The organism is Pseudazoarcus pumilus, from assembly GCF_002872475.1.
GTDB lineage: Bacteria > Pseudomonadota > Gammaproteobacteria > Burkholderiales > Rhodocyclaceae > Pseudazoarcus > Pseudazoarcus pumilus.
Map to the genome: position 1 here is coordinate 786,229 of NZ_CP025682.1, position 15,808 is coordinate 802,036.

Below are 15,808 nucleotides of genomic sequence, written 5' to 3' on the forward strand. Positions count from 1 at the left end.
ATCATCCTGAAAGACCCCGCCCAGGCGGGGTCTTTTTTGTGCACGCGCGATTCGCGGGACGTGGCTCTCGACGGTTGGGCGTGAATCGGTGAAGATGCGGGCCTCGATCATTTGCGAGGCCCGACCATGCGCATCCTCCTTGCCGAAGACGACCCGGTGATTTCCGACGGGCTGGCGCGCGCGCTGCGCCGCGGGGGCTACGCCGTCGATCCCGTCGTCACCGGCGTCGAGGCCGATACCGCGCTGGCGACCCAGCCCTACGACCTGCTGATCCTCGACCTGGGCCTGCCGCGCCTGCCCGGCATCGAGGTGCTGAAACGGCTGCGCATGCGCAAGTCGACGCTGCCGGTGCTGATCCTGACCGCGCAGGACGGCGTCGAGGACCGCGTACGCGGGCTCGATGCGGGTGCCGACGATTATCTGACCAAGCCCTTCGAACTGCCCGAGCTCGAGGCGCGCGTGCGCGCGCTCACGCGGCGCGGCACCGGTCAGCCCCGGCGCATCGGCTTCGGCCGCCTCGAATACGACCAGGCCGACCGCGTCGTGCGCATCGACGGCGAGATGGTGGAGTTCTCGGCGCGCGAGATCGGCCTGCTCGAGGTCTTCATCCTCAAGGCCGGTCGTCTGGTGAGCAAGGAGCAACTCGTCGACCACCTGTGCGGCTGGGGCGAGGAGGTGTCGAACAATGCCATCGAGGTCTATGTGCACCGCCTGCGCAAGAAGCTCGAGGACAGCGATCTGCGCATCGTGACCGTGCGCGGTCTCGGCTACTGCCTGGAGCAGCGTGATGAGGCTGCGGCGTCGAAGACCTGATTCGCGGGCCACGCCGAGCGACCGTCCGCAGCCGCCCAATTCGCTGTTCGGCGAGATCCTCGACTGGCTGCTTGCGCCGCTGCTGGTGCTGTGGCCGATCTCCATCATCTTCACGCATAGTGTCGCCGACAACATCGCCAACCAGCCGTACGACCTGGTGCTGGCCGACAACGCGCGCGCTCTCTCGCGTCTGGTGCAGGTCATCGACGGCGTCGTGTGGGTCGATTTTCCGGCCTCGCCGCGCGTCATGTTCCGCTCCGACCGCGACGATGTTTTCTACTACCAGGTCGCCGAGGCCGGCGGGGCGCTGGCCAGCGGCGATCCGGAACTGCCGCAGGTCGCGCCGCCGCCCGTGGTCACGCCCGAGACGGTGCTGTTTCGCGACGAGTTCGTGCACGGCGAGCAGGTGCGCGTGGCCTACACCTTCGTGCCGCCCTCGCGCGAGAACGAGCCGCTGGTCATCGTGCAGGTGGCCGAGACCCTCAACAAGCGCAGCACGCTGGCCTCGCGCGTGGTCACCGAGGTGCTTTTTCCCCAGTTCGCGATCATTCCGCTGGCGGTACTGCTCGTGTGGGTCGGGCTGTCGCGCGGTATCGCGCCGCTCAACCGCCTGCAGACGCGCATCTCCAGCCGTCGCCCGACCGACCTGTCGCCGATCGAGCCGGCCAGCGTGCCCGACGAGGCGCGCCCGCTGATCGTATCCTTCAACGACATGATGGCGCGCCTCGAGCAGAACCTGCAGGCCCAGCAGCGCTTCATCGCCGACGCAGCCCACCAGATGCGCACGCCGCTGACCGGTCTGCGCACGCAGACCGAACTGGCCCGCGACGAGACCGATCCCGAGCAGTTGCGTCGCTCGCTCGCGCATATCGCCGACAGCGCCGAACGTGCCACCCACCTCATCAACCAGTTGCTGCTGCTCGCACGCGCCGAGGCGATCTCGGAGCGTGTGTACACCGTCGAGGCGGTTGATCTGGACGCGGCCGTGCGCGAGGTCGCCGGCGAACTGTTCCCGCGAGCGCTGGCCAAGAGTCTGGACTTCGGCGTCGAGGGCGAGCCGCGCCCGGCCGTCGTGCAGGGCAATGGCCTGCTGCTGCGCGAACTGATCAAGAACCTGCTCGACAACGCCATCAAGTACACGCCGCGCGGGGGGAGCGTCACGGCGCGCGTGCGCGAGTCCGGCGCCGGCGTGCTGCTGGAAGTCGAGGACGACGGCATCGGCATCCCCGAAGCCGACCGCGCACGCGTGTTCGAGCGCTTCTACCGTGTGCTCGAAAGCGGCGAGGACGGCTCCGGGCTGGGGTTGCCGATCGTGCGCGAGATCGCCGAGCTGCATGGCGCGACGATCACCCTGGACGCCGGTCCCAGGGGCTCGGGTACGCTCGCGCGGGTGCACTTCGGCACCCGCGCTGCACTGCGCAGCCCGTCACCACCACCGGCAGCGCGTTCGCGCGCGAACCGCGTTTGACGAACGCGATTCGTCGGCTATAATGCGGCCTCTTTGGGCCAGGTAGCTCAGTTGGTAGAGCAGCGGATTGAAAATCCGCGTGTCGGCGGTTCGATTCCGTCCCTGGCCACCACGTGAATTCAAGCACTTAGCCCAGCCTCCGCGCTGGGCTAAGTGCTTTTGAACGCCGGTTTCTGACGTTTTTCTGACACTGGCAACGTGGAACCACTGCGTTTACGTGCGTTTGACTGCGCAAGTAGCGCTGAAAAAACAGGGTCTATCCCCGACCGGCTTGCCTATACGTAACTCCACTTTCAAAACTGGAGTTACGCATGAACCGAGAAATATTCCTCACCCACCCCCTCATCACGCACGCAGCGCAAGGGGGGCTCCATGGCTAAACCCTATCGCGACGGCAAGGGCTGGGCGTTTCGTCTGCGCATGCGCGGCAAAGACGTGTATCGCGCGGGTTTCAAGTCCGAAGCGCAGGCGCGGCGCGCGATGGAAGTCGTGCGTCACGAGCTTGAGCATGGCCCCGGACAGTCTGGGATGGGGCCTCAGCGCACGCCGCTTGGCGTCGCGTTCATGGACTACGCCCGCGAGCGACTGCCTTTCCTGAAAGGTGCCAGGCAGGATGCGCAGCGCATCAATCAGTACCTGCGCGCGCTCAGTCTGCCTGTCATCGAGCTTACGCCGGTCGACTCGGTGAAAGCGGGCGAGCGGATCTACTGGGAAGTGACCTTCGCGGAGGAGCCCAACCGTGTGATCCCCGCGTCGCTCAACGAGCACCGTGGGCGCCAGCAGACTTCGAGCAGCGATAGCGACAAAGCGCGTAAACGCCTCGCTACGATGATGGTGTCGGATGTGACCACGCACCACATCCAACAGCTTATTAACGCGCTCGTTGCCGAGGGAAAGAAGTCGGCTACGGTGCATCTTGAGCGCTCGGAGTTGCGGCGCCTCTTTGCGCATGCTGCCAACTGCTGGAGGTGGCGGTTCTGGGGAGGTAACCCGGCTGGCAAAGGGCTCCACATGCCTTCCGTCGACCCGGGCCGCGACCGGGTCGTGAGCAACGAAGAGTGGGAAAGGCTCTCCGTTGAACTGGCGAAGTACCCCAATCCCTACGTTGCTCCGCTTGCCTGCTTGATGCTTGAGACCGCCATGCGATCTTGCGAGCCGCTCGTCCACCTGCGGTGGGGGCATATCCAGTGGCAGCAGCGTCAGCTTGAGCTGCCCGACGCAAAAGCAGGCCGGCGGCTGGTTCCGCTCGGGCCCGGTGCGTTGCACATCCTCAAACAGCTCAAAGACCACGCAGCGAATCCGCCGCAGCTTGCGGACAGGGTGTTCCCCACGACGTACGAAGCGGTCAAGAAAGGCTGGTCCGTTGCTCGAGCCGCGGCAGGAGTCGAAGACGTCGGGCTGCATGACCTGCGTCACACCTCGGCTACCCGATTTGCGCTCGAGTTCAAAGGGAATCTGCCTGTTCTCATGGTCATCACGGGGCATAAGACGGCCCAAATGGCGATGCGCTACGTGAATATCAAAGCAACCGAGGTCGCGACCATGATGCATGGCGAAGAACTGAGTGTTGAGCATTGCGCGGCAGGCTACAAGAGAGGCGTTACTGCGGCATTTGATGCTGCTCTTGAGAGGAGGGCGAAGGAGGCACTCGAGAAGCAAGCCAAGAAGCGGCGTGTTCCCGTCGCCGAAGATGTGGCGCCGGATAGCCTGTTTGATGCTCGCAAGCGTGTTGCTGCAGTGCCCTCGGCGGTTACTGCCCGCAGCAACGTTGTCCGGGTTGATTTCGGGAGGAGGGCTGCATGAAAAAGAGAGGAGAAGCGAAGTTGGTGTGGTTTGCCGTACAGACGGTACTGTTCGTTCGGCAGGCGCGACGAGCGGGCGGGGTGTATCAGCGAGAGCTTAAGTACGCCGACGCTGCAGTGTCGGTTGAGTACACCGCTCAGACGGACCTGCGCGAGGGGAGTGCGGTGCGCGGCATGATCAGGGTCTGTGTATCTGCCGCACCACCACACCGGCGTCGGCAGCGCTGGCTCCATGCCTATTTGAAGCTCTGTGAGACTTTGGCGGACGACATCATGATCGTTACGTTGCCGCCGTGCCCCGTGCGTGAAAAGCTTCTCAAGCGCGGGTATGTCGAGGTTTCCAAGCACTCTCTGATGCTAGATCTGCGCGCTGCGTAGTTGAGCATGCAACGGCCACCCCCGCGGGTGGCCGTAGTTTTTACAGCCGCAGGAGTGCCAATTTTGGAGTCAGCGCAGCTTGGTGGGTATTCAGAAGTCGAGCGCGGCTTTTTCAGCCTCGGTCAGATCTCGTACTCGGCGACGACGCTCGGACTCTTCTAAAAAAATGACGGAAGGATCTTTGCCTTGAAGCAGCTGCTGCAGCGTCATGCCTGGAGCGATCACCCCGAGATATCTAATCAGCTGCCCAAGCGTTCTTCCTGGATCTCCCTGTTCGATCTTGCGGACAGTCGGTCGTGACATCCCCGCACGCACGGCAGCTTCGGACTGCTTGATGCGGCGTGCGATGCGCAAGCGGTGAAGGCTCTCTCCAAGCTCGCGGGTTTGCGCAAGCTGCTTATCGTTGAGGAGTTTTGACTCGACTTTTTTCATGAAAACAATCTTTGCCTTTATCGATTTAAGGGAAATGATTATTGCCATTTTAAGCGCAAAAAGCCCATCGGGCGGTGCAAGATCTGCTGATCTGGTTGGGTGTTTCAAGGCTCGCCGAGTTGCCCGCTTTCAGAGCGCTAAGCGACGCAGGGGGCGAAGCCCAACCTTGAGTTGTTTCCCTCAGCACTATCCAGCTGCCATGCGATAGGGCCTGGATCGATGTTTCAGGGTGATACGATTTACCCATTTCTCCAAAGATGTTGAGCTGCGGGGACAAGCGATTCTGTCGTAGGTAGCAGTGTCTCCCCGCATGATGGTGTGTGACTTAAGGGCGGGTGCCCCGGCAGTGAAGGGAACTCATGGCGAAAGCAGCTGGAAATGACAACGGTGGCAACCTCGGCTTCGAAGCCGATCTGTTCAAGACGGCAGACAAGCTGCGGGGCAACATGGAGCCCAGCGACTACAAACACGTCGCGCTGGGGCTGATCTTCCTGAAGTACATCTCGGATGCGTTCGAGGCCCGGCACGCAGCCCTGCTGGCTGAAGACGCGCAGGCGGCCGAGGACAAGGATGAGTATCTGGCCGACAACGTGTTCTGGGTGCCCAAGGAGGCGCGCTGGTCGCACCTCAAAGCCAACGCCAAGCGCCCTGAGATCGGCACGCTCATCGACGACGCCATGCGCGCCATTGAGAAGGACAACGAATCCCTCAAAGGGGTGCTGCCCAAGGACTACGCCCGTCCGGCGCTCAACAAGGTGATGCTCGGTGAGCTGATCGACCTGATCTCGGGCATCGCGATGAACGAGAACGGCGACAAGTCCAAGGACATCCTCGGGCGCGTCTATGAGTACTTCCTCAGCCAGTTCGCGGGGGCTGAAGGCAAGCGAGGCGGCGAGTTCTACACCCCGCGTTCGGTGGTGCAGGTGCTGGTGCAGATGCTTGAACCCTACCAGGGCCGCGTTTATGACCCCTGTTGCGGTTCTGGCGGCATGTTCGTGCAGTCCGAGAAGTTTGTGCTCGAACACGGCGGGCGCATCGGTGACATCGCGATCTACGGCCAGGAAAGCAACTACACCACCTGGCGTCTGGCAAAGATGAACCTGGCCGTGCGCGGCATCGATTCCGATATCCGCTGGAACAACGAAGGCAGCTTCCACAAGGACGAGCTGCGCGACCTGCGCTTCGACCACATCCTCGCCAACCCGCCCTTCAACATCTCCGACTGGGGCGGCGACCGCCTGCGTGAAGACTCGCGCTGGCAGTTTGGCGTGCCGCCCGTGGGCAACGCCAACTACGCCTGGCTGCAGCACATTTACTGGCACCTGGCCCCGTTTGGCGCCGCCGGCGTCGTTCTAGCCAACGGCTCCATGAGCTCCAATCAGAGCGGCGAGGGCGAGATCCGCAAGGCAATGGTCGAAGCCGACGCCGTCGACTGCATGGTGGCCCTGCCCGGCCAGCTGTTCTACTCCACCCAGATCCCCGCCTGCCTGTGGTTTCTCGCCCGCGACAAGTCCAACGGCAAGCGCGGCAAAGAGACGCTGCGTGATCGGCGTGGTGAAGTGCTGTTCATCGATGCCCGCAACATGGGCAAGCTGGTGGATCGCACCCGGCGTGAGCTCAGTGAAGCCGACATCCAGAAGATCGCTGACACCTACCATGCTTGGCGCGGTGAGAAGGCGGCTGGCAACTACGAGGACATCCCCGGCTTTTGCAAGAGCGCAGGGCTGGAAGAGATTCGCAAGCACGGGCATGTGCTGACCCCTGGCCGCTACGTTGGTGCGGAGGAAACAGAGGAGGATGGCGAGGCTTTTGGAGACAAGATGCACCGGCTCAGTGCTCAGTGGCGCGAGCAGCAGCAAGAGGCGGCAAGGCTGGACGCAGCGATTGAGGCCAGCCTGAGGGAGCTTGGGTATGGCCGCTAGTTTGCCCACAGGCACAACTTTGGCGCGAGGTCTCCCTGCGCTTGAGCAGATCTACTGGCCGCTAGTTGCCGCTCGAGACCTGTTCCAGCTTAGGTACGGGAAAGCGTTAGTAGAAACAAGCCGACGCCCTGGCTCCGTCCCTGTCTATGGAACAAATGGTCGTTGCGGTACGCATGATTCAGCACTATTCAAAGGGCCCGGAGTGGTGCTCGGAAGAAAAGGTCAAGGGCCTTTAGGGGTCGAGTGGTCCGCTGATGACTACTGGGTAATTGATACTGCCTACTCCCTGCTTCCGCTAAGGGCAGACATCGATCTCCGGCATGGCTACTTCTTAATCAAATATGTCGGTTTAAATCATCTAAAAGACGGGACCTCGAACCCTACCCTGAGCAGGGATTCTTTTGGTGCACAAGCGTTTCCTTTGCCGCCATTAGAACAGCAGCGCGCCATCGCCCACATCCTCGGTACGCTGGACGACAAGATCGAACTCAACCGGCGCCGCAACGAGACGCTAGAGGCCATGGCCCGCGCCCTGCTCAAGGACTGGTTCGTCGACTTCGGTCCCGTTCGCGCCAAGATGGAAGGGCGAGAACCCTACTTGCCGGCCGATCTGTGGGAGCTTTTTCCGGGGCGGTTCGATGATGAAGGGAAGCCTGAGGGTTGGGATATGCGACCCCTAGATGAGATCGCAAACTTTCTCAACGGCCTTGCGTTGCAGAAGTTCCCAGCAGCAGACCCTGACCAAAGCCTCCCGGTGATCAAGATTGCCGAACTCCGCTCTGGAATAAGCCGTAAGAGTGATCGGGCGTCTAGAGATGTGCCAGAGAAGTACGTGATCAGGGACGGTGATTTCCTATTCTCTTGGTCTGGTAGTCTGATGGCTAAATTTTGGACCGAAGGCGAAGGGGCACTGAATCAACACCTGTTCAAGGTTACTTCTGACCGCTACCCCATGTGGTTCGTAAGTCACTGGGTGTATCAGCACCTGGCAGCATTTCAAGCTATTGCTGCATCTAAAGCCACGACGATGGGTCATATCCAGCGGGGTCATCTCAAGGCCGCGATGACAGTTTGCCCTCCAGGTGATGCGCTGGAGAGGATGGGAGTGATGGTGGAGCCGCTGGTCGACCAAGCGATACGCAACGAACTTGAATCTCGGAGCCTCGCTCAGATCCGCGACACCCTCCTTCCCAAGCTGATCTCCGGCGAGCTGCGCATCAAGGATGCTGAGAAGTTCATTGAGGAGCCCGCCCTGTGAGCGACATGAAGACCTGTTTCAAGCGAGTGGACTACGACTTGTCCAACCTGCTGCACTACCTCGACATCGGCGACATCGGCCTACCCGACATCCAGCGTCCCTTTGTTTGGTCCAATGCCAAGGTGCGCGACCTGTTCGATTCCATGTATCGGGGGTTTCCGGTTGGTTACTTCCTGTTTTGGGAGAACGCCCAGACCAACGGCGCCAAGCAGATTGGTGTGGGGGACAAGGTGCATAGCGCTCCGTCGCGCCTCATCGTGGATGGTCAGCAGCGGCTCACCTCGCTGTATGCAGTGTTTCGGGGCAAGCGGGTGCTGGACGAGGACTACCGGGAGCGCAAGATCGAGATTGCCTTCTGCCCGCGTACCGGGGCCTTCGAGGTGGCAGACGCGGCCATCCGGCGCGACCCTGAGTGGATTCCGAACATTTCCGAGCTGTGGGCTTCGGGTAACTCAAGCTTCAAGATGGTCAAGGGATTTCTCAAGACCTTGACTGCCAAGGTCGAGCTGAGCGAGGAAGAAGAAGAGCTGATCAGTCACAACCTCGACCGTCTCTTCGATCTGCAAAAGTACCCTTTCACGGCGCTGGAGATCGCGGCCACAGTGGACGAAGAGCAGGTGGCCGACATTTTCGTGCGCATCAACAGCGAGGGAGTAAAACTCAATCAAGCCGACTTCATCCTGACCCTGCTGTCGGTGTTCTGGGATGCAGGCCGTGCCGAGTTGGAGCAGTTCTGCCGCAACTCGCGACAGCCGCCCGCACTTGGTAGTCCGCCTTCGCCGTTCAATCACTTCATCGAGCCCGATCCGGACCAGATGCTGCGCGTCTCGGTTGCGTTGGGGTTCTCACGCGGACGACTGAAAAGCGTCTACCAAGTGTTGCGCGGGAAGGATCTGGACAATGGTGAGTTTTCAGCAGACCGGAGGGATGCTCAGTTCGAGGTGTTGCGCCAGGCCCAGGCCAAGGTGCTGGACCTCACCTGCTGGCATCAGTTTCTGAGTGCGCTTGTGGGCGCTGGCTATCGCAGCGGGGAAATGATCTCGTCGCAGAACGCACTGCTGTATGCCTACGCGATTTATCTGATTGGCCGGACTCAGTGCAAGGTGCCGGAGCATCAGCTGCAAAAGGTAATCGGGCGTTGGTTCTTCTTTGCGAGCCTGACCGGGCGCTATACCAGTTCGCCCGAGTCGGTCATGGACGGAGACCTGAATCGTCTGCGGGGTGTTAGCGACGCAGCCCAGTTTATGGCGATCCTGGATGAATTGATGTCCAGCCAGCTCACCGGTGACTTCTGGACCACAACCCTGCCGGCAGCGCTAAACAGCTCATCTGCCCGAAACCCGGAATTGTTCGCTTACGTCGCGGCGCAGAACCGTCTGAACGCACCAGTGTTGTTCTCTCACAAGAAGGTGAGCGATCTGCTGGACCCCTCCCTCAAGACCAAGAAGAAAGCGCTGGAGCGCCACCACCTGTTCCCGCGGGCATGGTTGCAGGGGGAAGGGCAGGAAGACCTGAAAGTCATCAACCAGATGGCCAACTATGCGCTGCTCGAATGGCCCGACAACATCGACATCAGCGATGATCCGCCCGCGGTCTACGTACCTCAGATCCGCCCTCGCTTCAGCGAGAACGAGTGGGCGCGCATGCATGAGTTGCATGCTCTTCCAGACAGTTGGGAGTGCATGGCGTATGACGATTTTCTGGTCGCGCGACGCAAGCTCATGGCTGACATCGTCCGGCGCGGCTTTGAAACGTTGAGGTAGCTGACTAATGGCCTTTCTCTCCGAAGCCCAGCTGGAAGCTGCACTGCTGGAACAACTGATCGAGCTTGGCTATGCCTGTGCTTCGGATGACCGGATAGGCCCAGACGGTGAGAACCCTGAGCGTGCGGCCTACGACGAGGTCGTGCTCACGGCAAGGCTGGCTGCAGCGGTATCGAGGCTGAACCCCTCGCTCCCCAGCGAGGCCCAGGCGGATGCCATCCGTCGCCTGACGCAATCCGAACTGCCTACGCTGCTGGAGGAAAACCGCCGCATCCACCGCCTGCTGATCGAAGGCGCGGATGTCGAGTACTACGCCGAGGACGGCACACTCACTGCGGGCAAGGTTCGGCTGATCGACTTTGAGACTCCGGCCAACAACGACTGGCTGGCAGTGCAGCAATTCACCGTGGTAGCAGGCCAGCACAAGCGCCGCCCGGATGTCGTGGTGTTCGTGAATGGGCTGCCCCTGGCGGTGATCGAGTTAAAGGCCCCTGGTGCGGAGAACGCCACACTCGCCGGCGCCTTCAATCAACTGCAGACCTACAAGCAGCAGATCCCGGCATTGTTTCGCAGCAACGCCCTGCTGGTGACCTCGGACGGCCTCTCTGCGCGAGTGGGCTCACTGTCGGCCGACCAGGAGCGCTTCATGCCGTGGCGCACGACAGATGGCGCGCGTATCGAGCCGAAAGGAACGCCTGAGCTTGCGACTCTGATCGAAGGTGTATTTGAGCATGGACGTTTGCTGGAGCTGCTGCGGCACTTCACGGTCTTTGGCGAGACCAGCAACGGGCTAATAAAGATCATCGCGGGCTACCACCAGTTTCACGCGGTCAAGAAGGCGGTGATCTCTACACTGCGGGCGAGTCAGTCCTCGATTGCCGAGGATCCGGCCAAGTACAGGCTGCGCAGCGTCAAGGATCAGCCACCGGGGGACCACAAGGCCGGGGTGATCTGGCATACACAGGGGTCCGGCAAGAGCTTGCTGATGGCCTTCTATGCGGGCCTGCTGGTGTTTGAGCCCCGCATGGCCAACCCGACGCTGGTGGTATTGACCGACCGCAATGACCTTGATGACCAGCTCTTTGGCACCTTCGCGATGTGCCGCGACCTGCTGCGCCAGACACCGGTGCAGGCGCAGGACCGGGAGCACCTGCGCACGCTGCTCAATCGCGCTTCCGGCGGCGTGATCTTCACCACGCTGCAGAAGTTCTCTCCCGCGTCCGAGGAGAGCGACTTCCCGATGCTGACGGATCGCCCCAACGTGGTTGTGATTGCCGATGAAGCGCACCGCAGCCAGTACGGCTTCAAGGCGAAGGTGGCGAGCAAGACGGGCGAGATCGCCTACGGCTTTGCGAAGTACCTGCGCGATGCGCTGCCCAACGCCTCGTTCATCGGCTTCACGGGCACCCCCATCGAAGCAACGGATGTGAACACGCCAGCGGTGTTCGGCCACTACATCGACATCTACGACATCAGCCGCGCTGTAGAAGATGGTGCGACCGTACCGATTTACTACGAGTCGCGGCTAGCGCGCATCGAGCTGGACGAAGACGAGAAGCCCTGCATCGACGCCGAGATCGAGGCGCTGCTGGAAGACGAGGACGAGCCCAGCGCAGAGCGCGCCAAACAAAAGTGGAGCACCGTCGAGTCTCTGGTGGGCAGCAAGAAGCGGCTCACCATGGTGGCAGCAGACCTGGTTCAGCACTTCGAAGACCGGGTGGCCGCGCTCAAGGGCAAGGCCATGGTGGTGTGCATGAGTCGGCGCATCTGCGTGGCACTGTACGAGGAGATCGTGAAGCTGCGCCCGGACTGGCACAGCCCGAATGACAACGAGGGCAGCGTCAAGATCGTGATGACAGGCGCGGTAACTGACCCGGAGGGTTGGCAACAACACATCGGCAACAAGACTCGCCGTGACCTGTTAGCCAAGCGGGCGCGAGATCCGGATGACCCCTTGCGGCTGGTGATCGTGCGCGACATGTGGCTGACGGGCTTCGACGCCCCCAGCATGCACACGATGTACATCGACAAGCCGATGCGCGGACACGGGCTGATGCAGGCCATCGCACGGGTGAACCGAGTGTTCCGTGACAAGCCCGCCGGCCTGATCGTCGACTACATCGGGATTGCACAGAACTTGAAATCTGCACTTGCTCAGTACTCCCGGCCCGATCAGGACAAAACCGGCGTTGATGAAGCCGAGGCCGTGGCCGTGATGTTGGAGAAGTACGAGATCGTGCGCGACATGTTCCACGGCTTCGACTACCAAACCGCCTTGGCCGGCACTCCGGGCGAGCGACTGGCGATGATGGCTGGTGCCATCGAGTGGATTCTCGACAAGCAGCAGCAGTGGGCCGCAGCCGAGAAAACCCCGGAGGCCAAGAAACAGGCTCAGAGACGTTTTGCGGACGGCGTTCTGGCGCTCTCGAAGGCCTTTGCGCTGGCTGCCAGTTCCGATGAGGCACGGGGTATCCGTGAGGAGGTCGGCTTCTTCCAGGCGATCCGGGCTGCACTGGTGAAGTCAGCGGCAGGCTCTGGCAAGTCCCGCGAGGATCGAGAGCTGGCCATCCAGCAGATCGTCAGCCGCGCCGTGGTATCCACCGAAATCGTGGATATCCTGGCAGCCGCCGGCATTCAGTCGCCGGATATCTCCATCCTGTCGGACGAGTTCCTGCTCGAAGTCCAACAGATGGAGAAGAAGAACTTAGGGCTTGAGGCGCTGCGCAAGCTACTCAACGACAGCATCCGTTCGCGCACGCGCACCAACGTGGTTGAGACGCGCGCGTTCACCGAACGGCTGGAAGATGCCATCGCTCGCTACCACGCTAACGCGATCACTACCGCCGAGGTGCTCCAGGAGCTCATCAAGTTGGCTCAGGACATCCGCGCAGCACGCACCCGGGGCGAGGAGCAGGGACTATCCGAGGAGGAAGTCGCCTTCTACGATGCCCTAGCGGAGAACGAGTCGGCCCTGCAGGTGATGGGCGACGACAAACTGAAGGTGATCGCGCACGAGTTGCTGGTGAGCCTGCGCGAAAACGTCGCGGTCGACTGGGCGCACCGGGAGTCGGCCCGCGCAAGGCTGCGCGTGCTGGTCAAGCGGATCCTGCGCAAGTATGGCTATCCACCAGATCTCCAAGACGCCGCCGTACAGACGGTCTTGCAACAGGCCGAGGTGCTGTCGGCGGCTTGGGGCGTGCGCTAAGGCCGCTTTGATCGAGCTCGTCTCTGCTGAGGACGAAAATCCCTTGGGAGTCAGCGGCCGAGCGGCTGAATCCCAAGGGGGTGTGGTCTTTCAGGTCAGCGTGTCGATATAGGCTTCATACCGCGCGAACGAGTCATCTCTGCGCAGGTGCGCGTAGTTTGCGAGAACGGTGGTGAGGTTATCGTTCAGCAATTCAGCGACAGCTAGAAAGTCCCCGGGATACTTGCGTAGCCATGAAGTCGCAACCAGATGCCGCACCGCATGTGGCCCAAAACCCGGCGAGCCAGGGATATAGCGGCGAGTCAAGTTAAAAACGGTTTTCCCAAACCCTTCCCAAATCCTTCCTTTCCTGCCGCCTACCAAAAGGTAGTCGCTCTGATTGCCTGCAAGCAGGGTGTTTCGGTACTCCTCGATGTACTCATCCAGCATGGGCTTTACCCAGTTCGCAAGTTTGACAGAGTACGCACGTCCCTTTTGGAATTCGCCCGTCTTCAAGTGTTGGGGTTGAAGTTGTATGCGCCAGCCTTGGCTCGGGCTGCCTTGAAGCGTGCCCTGTCCTGAGGGGAGCCACGTCATCGACATCCAGGTTCGCGCGCGCAAGGGGTTTGCCAGTAGAAGTGCCATAACCAGAGCATTCCGCTTGTGTCTTGCCTCAGTAATACTCCCGGGAGGTGCGGCAGCTGCGTCGGCTTCGATCTTGCAGATCGCCTCGCGAAGAGGCCGCAGAGGATCGGGGAGTTCCAGTAGGTGTGCGATAGGTTCTTCCGGCTTCCTGCTCAGACTGTTCGAGCTTCGCGTGTAGTCGCGAAGCAGCTTGTGGCTTTTGGCGCACATCTCTTGCCATGCCTCATCGCTGGCCGGTCGGTAGTCCTCTGGAAGCCTGTTTCGGTAGGTTGAGGGTTGCTGCCAAAGAAATCCTGTGTTCGGTCGCAGGAGGTTGCACACGATCAGCGCAAATACTTTGTGGCCTGAATGTTGTATCCCTCCTGACTGGGCGGTTAGCCACGAGAGGTAGCAATTCAGTGCGTGGGGGTGAGCAAGCCAGGCGAGTGTGATCGGTGGCGTGCTGTTCCATGGGATGCCGCCATGCTCGATGGGTAGCTTGGTCAGAACGCCAAAGAACGATCTAAGCCGCCCGATCACGTTGTCCGCAGTCGGGCAGGCCATGCTTCCCCGGACGGCGAACTGACTCAGAGCTGCAGACACGCCTATGGGGATAAGTCGCCAACGTCCTCGCGTTTGCCGCTCCAATGTCGGGAATGCGCTTGTCTTGTAGTCAATCAGGGAACCCCACTCTGCTCTGAACTGGTCCGGAAACTCGGGTTCGCTCAAGAAGAGGTTGTGTTTGGGGCGCTCCGCTATGCGCGCTCGGTGAGATGGTGTGGCGGGCGCAGGAAGTGCCTCCTCGCCCTGTGTGTGGATATGGCGAGTCAGACCATTTCGGCCAACCGACAGCGCAGACTCAAGTCGGTGAACGGCCGCTTCGTGCCTCGCTTCGGGCCTTTTCCCGCGAATCCACTTGAGCAATGTTGCGGGGGTGATGTGTGCCAGTTCGGCAAGTCTTTCAATGGAAAGTCCCGATTCGGCCACCTTTTGTCGAAGCATGCCGCTGAAGCATGACGGATCAGTCACCTTCTGTGATGGCTTGGCATTGGCCCCTTGGTGAAGCCGGTACACAAGACGAAGGTGGCTGGCTCGGTCACGCCGTGTGCGCGCAACGACTTGGACTTGATCGAGGTAGGCCCGGAGGCGGCTATCGAAGGCGCTGCCCAGTTCGGCCCCCACGTTTGATGCGGTAGATTTCCCGCAGAAGGCGAGGTAGCTGTTCAGCGTACTGACATGATTACGGTAACGCTGCACCGCGCTTGGCGTCGGGTTCTCGCTGACGGAGAAGTGTTGTTGCAACAGTTCGGTGATGCTTGAGTAGGTGATTGGCATATCGAGCTCCTTAGGATTGGAGCTCGCAAAGACGCTTGTGAAGTTGATTGGCCTGATCACGTTATCTGCCGTAACGGCTTTATAACGACATGTATACAACGTATTGAAAAATTGAGCTTTTCCTCTCATCTAATGCCCCCTTGATTAGCAATCCAGGGGCCTTGTTAGCGTTATCGCGAGCTTGAGTAACAGCAAGTGCTGTGTTTACGTATAGCTACCCGGGTGTCTGATAACGCAACCAAATTGATGGTCTGAAATCTACCCAGACGAAGGGCTGTAACTGCGATAGCACTGGCAGGCCGCAGCTTCAGTGCTGCTGCCTTACAGGCGGGCCCTTGGTTCGTGGCAGGTGTTCTGGTCTGAAGGGCAACGTGTAAGCGTCGCTTACACGTTCGATGTTCGGACCCCATCCGTCGCCCCGCTTGCTTCTTGTGTGCGGGCAATCTCGTGGCTCAACTCGTTGTCGGAATTGAGATTGGTCTGTAGTAACTCGCTGGGGAGTTGGTGCGGGGTTCACTGCCGTTACTCGGGCGAGGCGATACCCACGCGCTTGCCTCCCCTGTTCTGCCGCTACTCCTGCGCGACGCTTGTTTCTTTGGGTGCTAGTTGTCGCCGCCGATGTAAAACTGACCCCGTGACGCCGAGGTAATTTTGACCCCCTTGGGCGATGAAGGCGGCCTTTTGGCCGCGCTGATGTCGTCGCCTGCTGGATTAGCTTGGAGAACTTCGTGTAGAAGGCCAGCCCTTGAGGTTCTCCGACAGGCGTTCGCTGTCGCCCGACAATGCCTTCCAGGCGTTTGCGAACTTCTTGCGGGCGTTGTCCGATTCT

General features: G+C 60.8%; 10 protein-coding genes and 1 tRNA gene. 9 read left to right on the forward strand and 2 right to left on the reverse strand.

What is annotated here, in order from left to right; translation table 11 throughout:
* Positions 1-126: 126 nt before the first annotated feature.
* The 5 genes from C0099_RS03780 (at position 127) to C0099_RS03800 (ending at position 4,461) form a co-directional block, all read left to right on the forward strand.
* Positions 127-813 carry a response regulator transcription factor gene (locus tag C0099_RS03780; RefSeq protein WP_102246210.1) on the forward strand — a complete coding sequence of 229 codons (687 nt, stop codon included), beginning with the start codon at positions 127-129 and terminating at the stop codon, positions 811-813.
* Positions 788-2,281: a sensor histidine kinase gene (locus C0099_RS03785; RefSeq protein ID WP_102246211.1), complete on the forward strand. Its 1,494-nt coding sequence runs from the start codon at positions 788-790 to the stop codon at positions 2,279-2,281. The genes C0099_RS03780 and C0099_RS03785 overlap by 26 nt, the downstream gene beginning before the upstream one ends.
* 36 nt (positions 2,282-2,317) lie before the next feature.
* Positions 2,318-2,393 (forward strand) — tRNA-Phe (locus C0099_RS03790).
* 260 nt (positions 2,394-2,653) lie between these two features.
* Entirely contained in the window at positions 2,654-4,084 is a 1,431-nt protein-coding gene (locus C0099_RS03795; protein ID WP_102246212.1) for a site-specific integrase, read from the forward strand.
* A complete protein-coding gene (locus tag C0099_RS03800; protein WP_102246213.1) occupies positions 4,081-4,461 on the forward strand; it encodes a hypothetical protein in 381 nt (126 codons plus the stop codon). The genes C0099_RS03795 and C0099_RS03800 overlap by 4 nt, the downstream gene beginning before the upstream one ends.
* 90 nt (positions 4,462-4,551) lie before the next feature.
* Here the strand turns inward: C0099_RS03800 and C0099_RS03805 are convergent, their stop codons facing one another.
* On the reverse strand, positions 4,552-5,001 hold the full coding sequence (locus C0099_RS03805; protein ID WP_228151644.1) for a helix-turn-helix domain-containing protein: 450 nt from the start codon (positions 4,999-5,001) through the stop codon (positions 4,552-4,554).
* A gap of 251 nt (positions 5,002-5,252) precedes the next feature.
* Between C0099_RS03805 and C0099_RS03810 the strand changes: the two genes are divergently transcribed.
* From C0099_RS03810 to C0099_RS03825, 4 genes are read left to right on the forward strand one after another with little or no spacing between them, the layout of a single operon-like run.
* A complete protein-coding gene (locus tag C0099_RS03810; RefSeq protein ID WP_102246214.1) occupies positions 5,253-6,815 on the forward strand; it encodes a class I SAM-dependent DNA methyltransferase in 1,563 nt (520 codons plus the stop codon).
* The gene (locus tag C0099_RS03815) at positions 6,805-8,073 is read left to right on the forward strand and encodes a restriction endonuclease subunit S (protein ID WP_102246215.1); all 1,269 of its coding nucleotides are present in this window, start codon (positions 6,805-6,807) and stop codon (positions 8,071-8,073) included. Before C0099_RS03810 ends, C0099_RS03815 begins: the two co-directional genes overlap by 11 nt.
* Before the next feature lie 5 nt (positions 8,074-8,078).
* Positions 8,079-9,836, forward strand: a complete 1,758-nt coding sequence (locus C0099_RS03820; RefSeq protein ID WP_199797676.1) for a GmrSD restriction endonuclease domain-containing protein — start codon at positions 8,079-8,081, stop codon at positions 9,834-9,836.
* Between the two features lie 7 nt (positions 9,837-9,843).
* The gene (locus C0099_RS03825) at positions 9,844-13,041 is read left to right on the forward strand and encodes a type I restriction endonuclease subunit R (RefSeq protein WP_102246217.1); all 3,198 of its coding nucleotides are present in this window, start codon (positions 9,844-9,846) and stop codon (positions 13,039-13,041) included.
* A 90-nt stretch (positions 13,042-13,131) separates the two neighbouring features.
* On the opposite strand, the gene C0099_RS15825 is transcribed toward C0099_RS03825, so the two are convergent.
* On the reverse strand, positions 13,132-14,979 hold the full coding sequence (locus C0099_RS15825) for a hypothetical protein (RefSeq protein ID WP_123785215.1): 1,848 nt from the start codon (positions 14,977-14,979) through the stop codon (positions 13,132-13,134).
* Positions 14,980-15,808 lie beyond the last annotated feature (829 nt).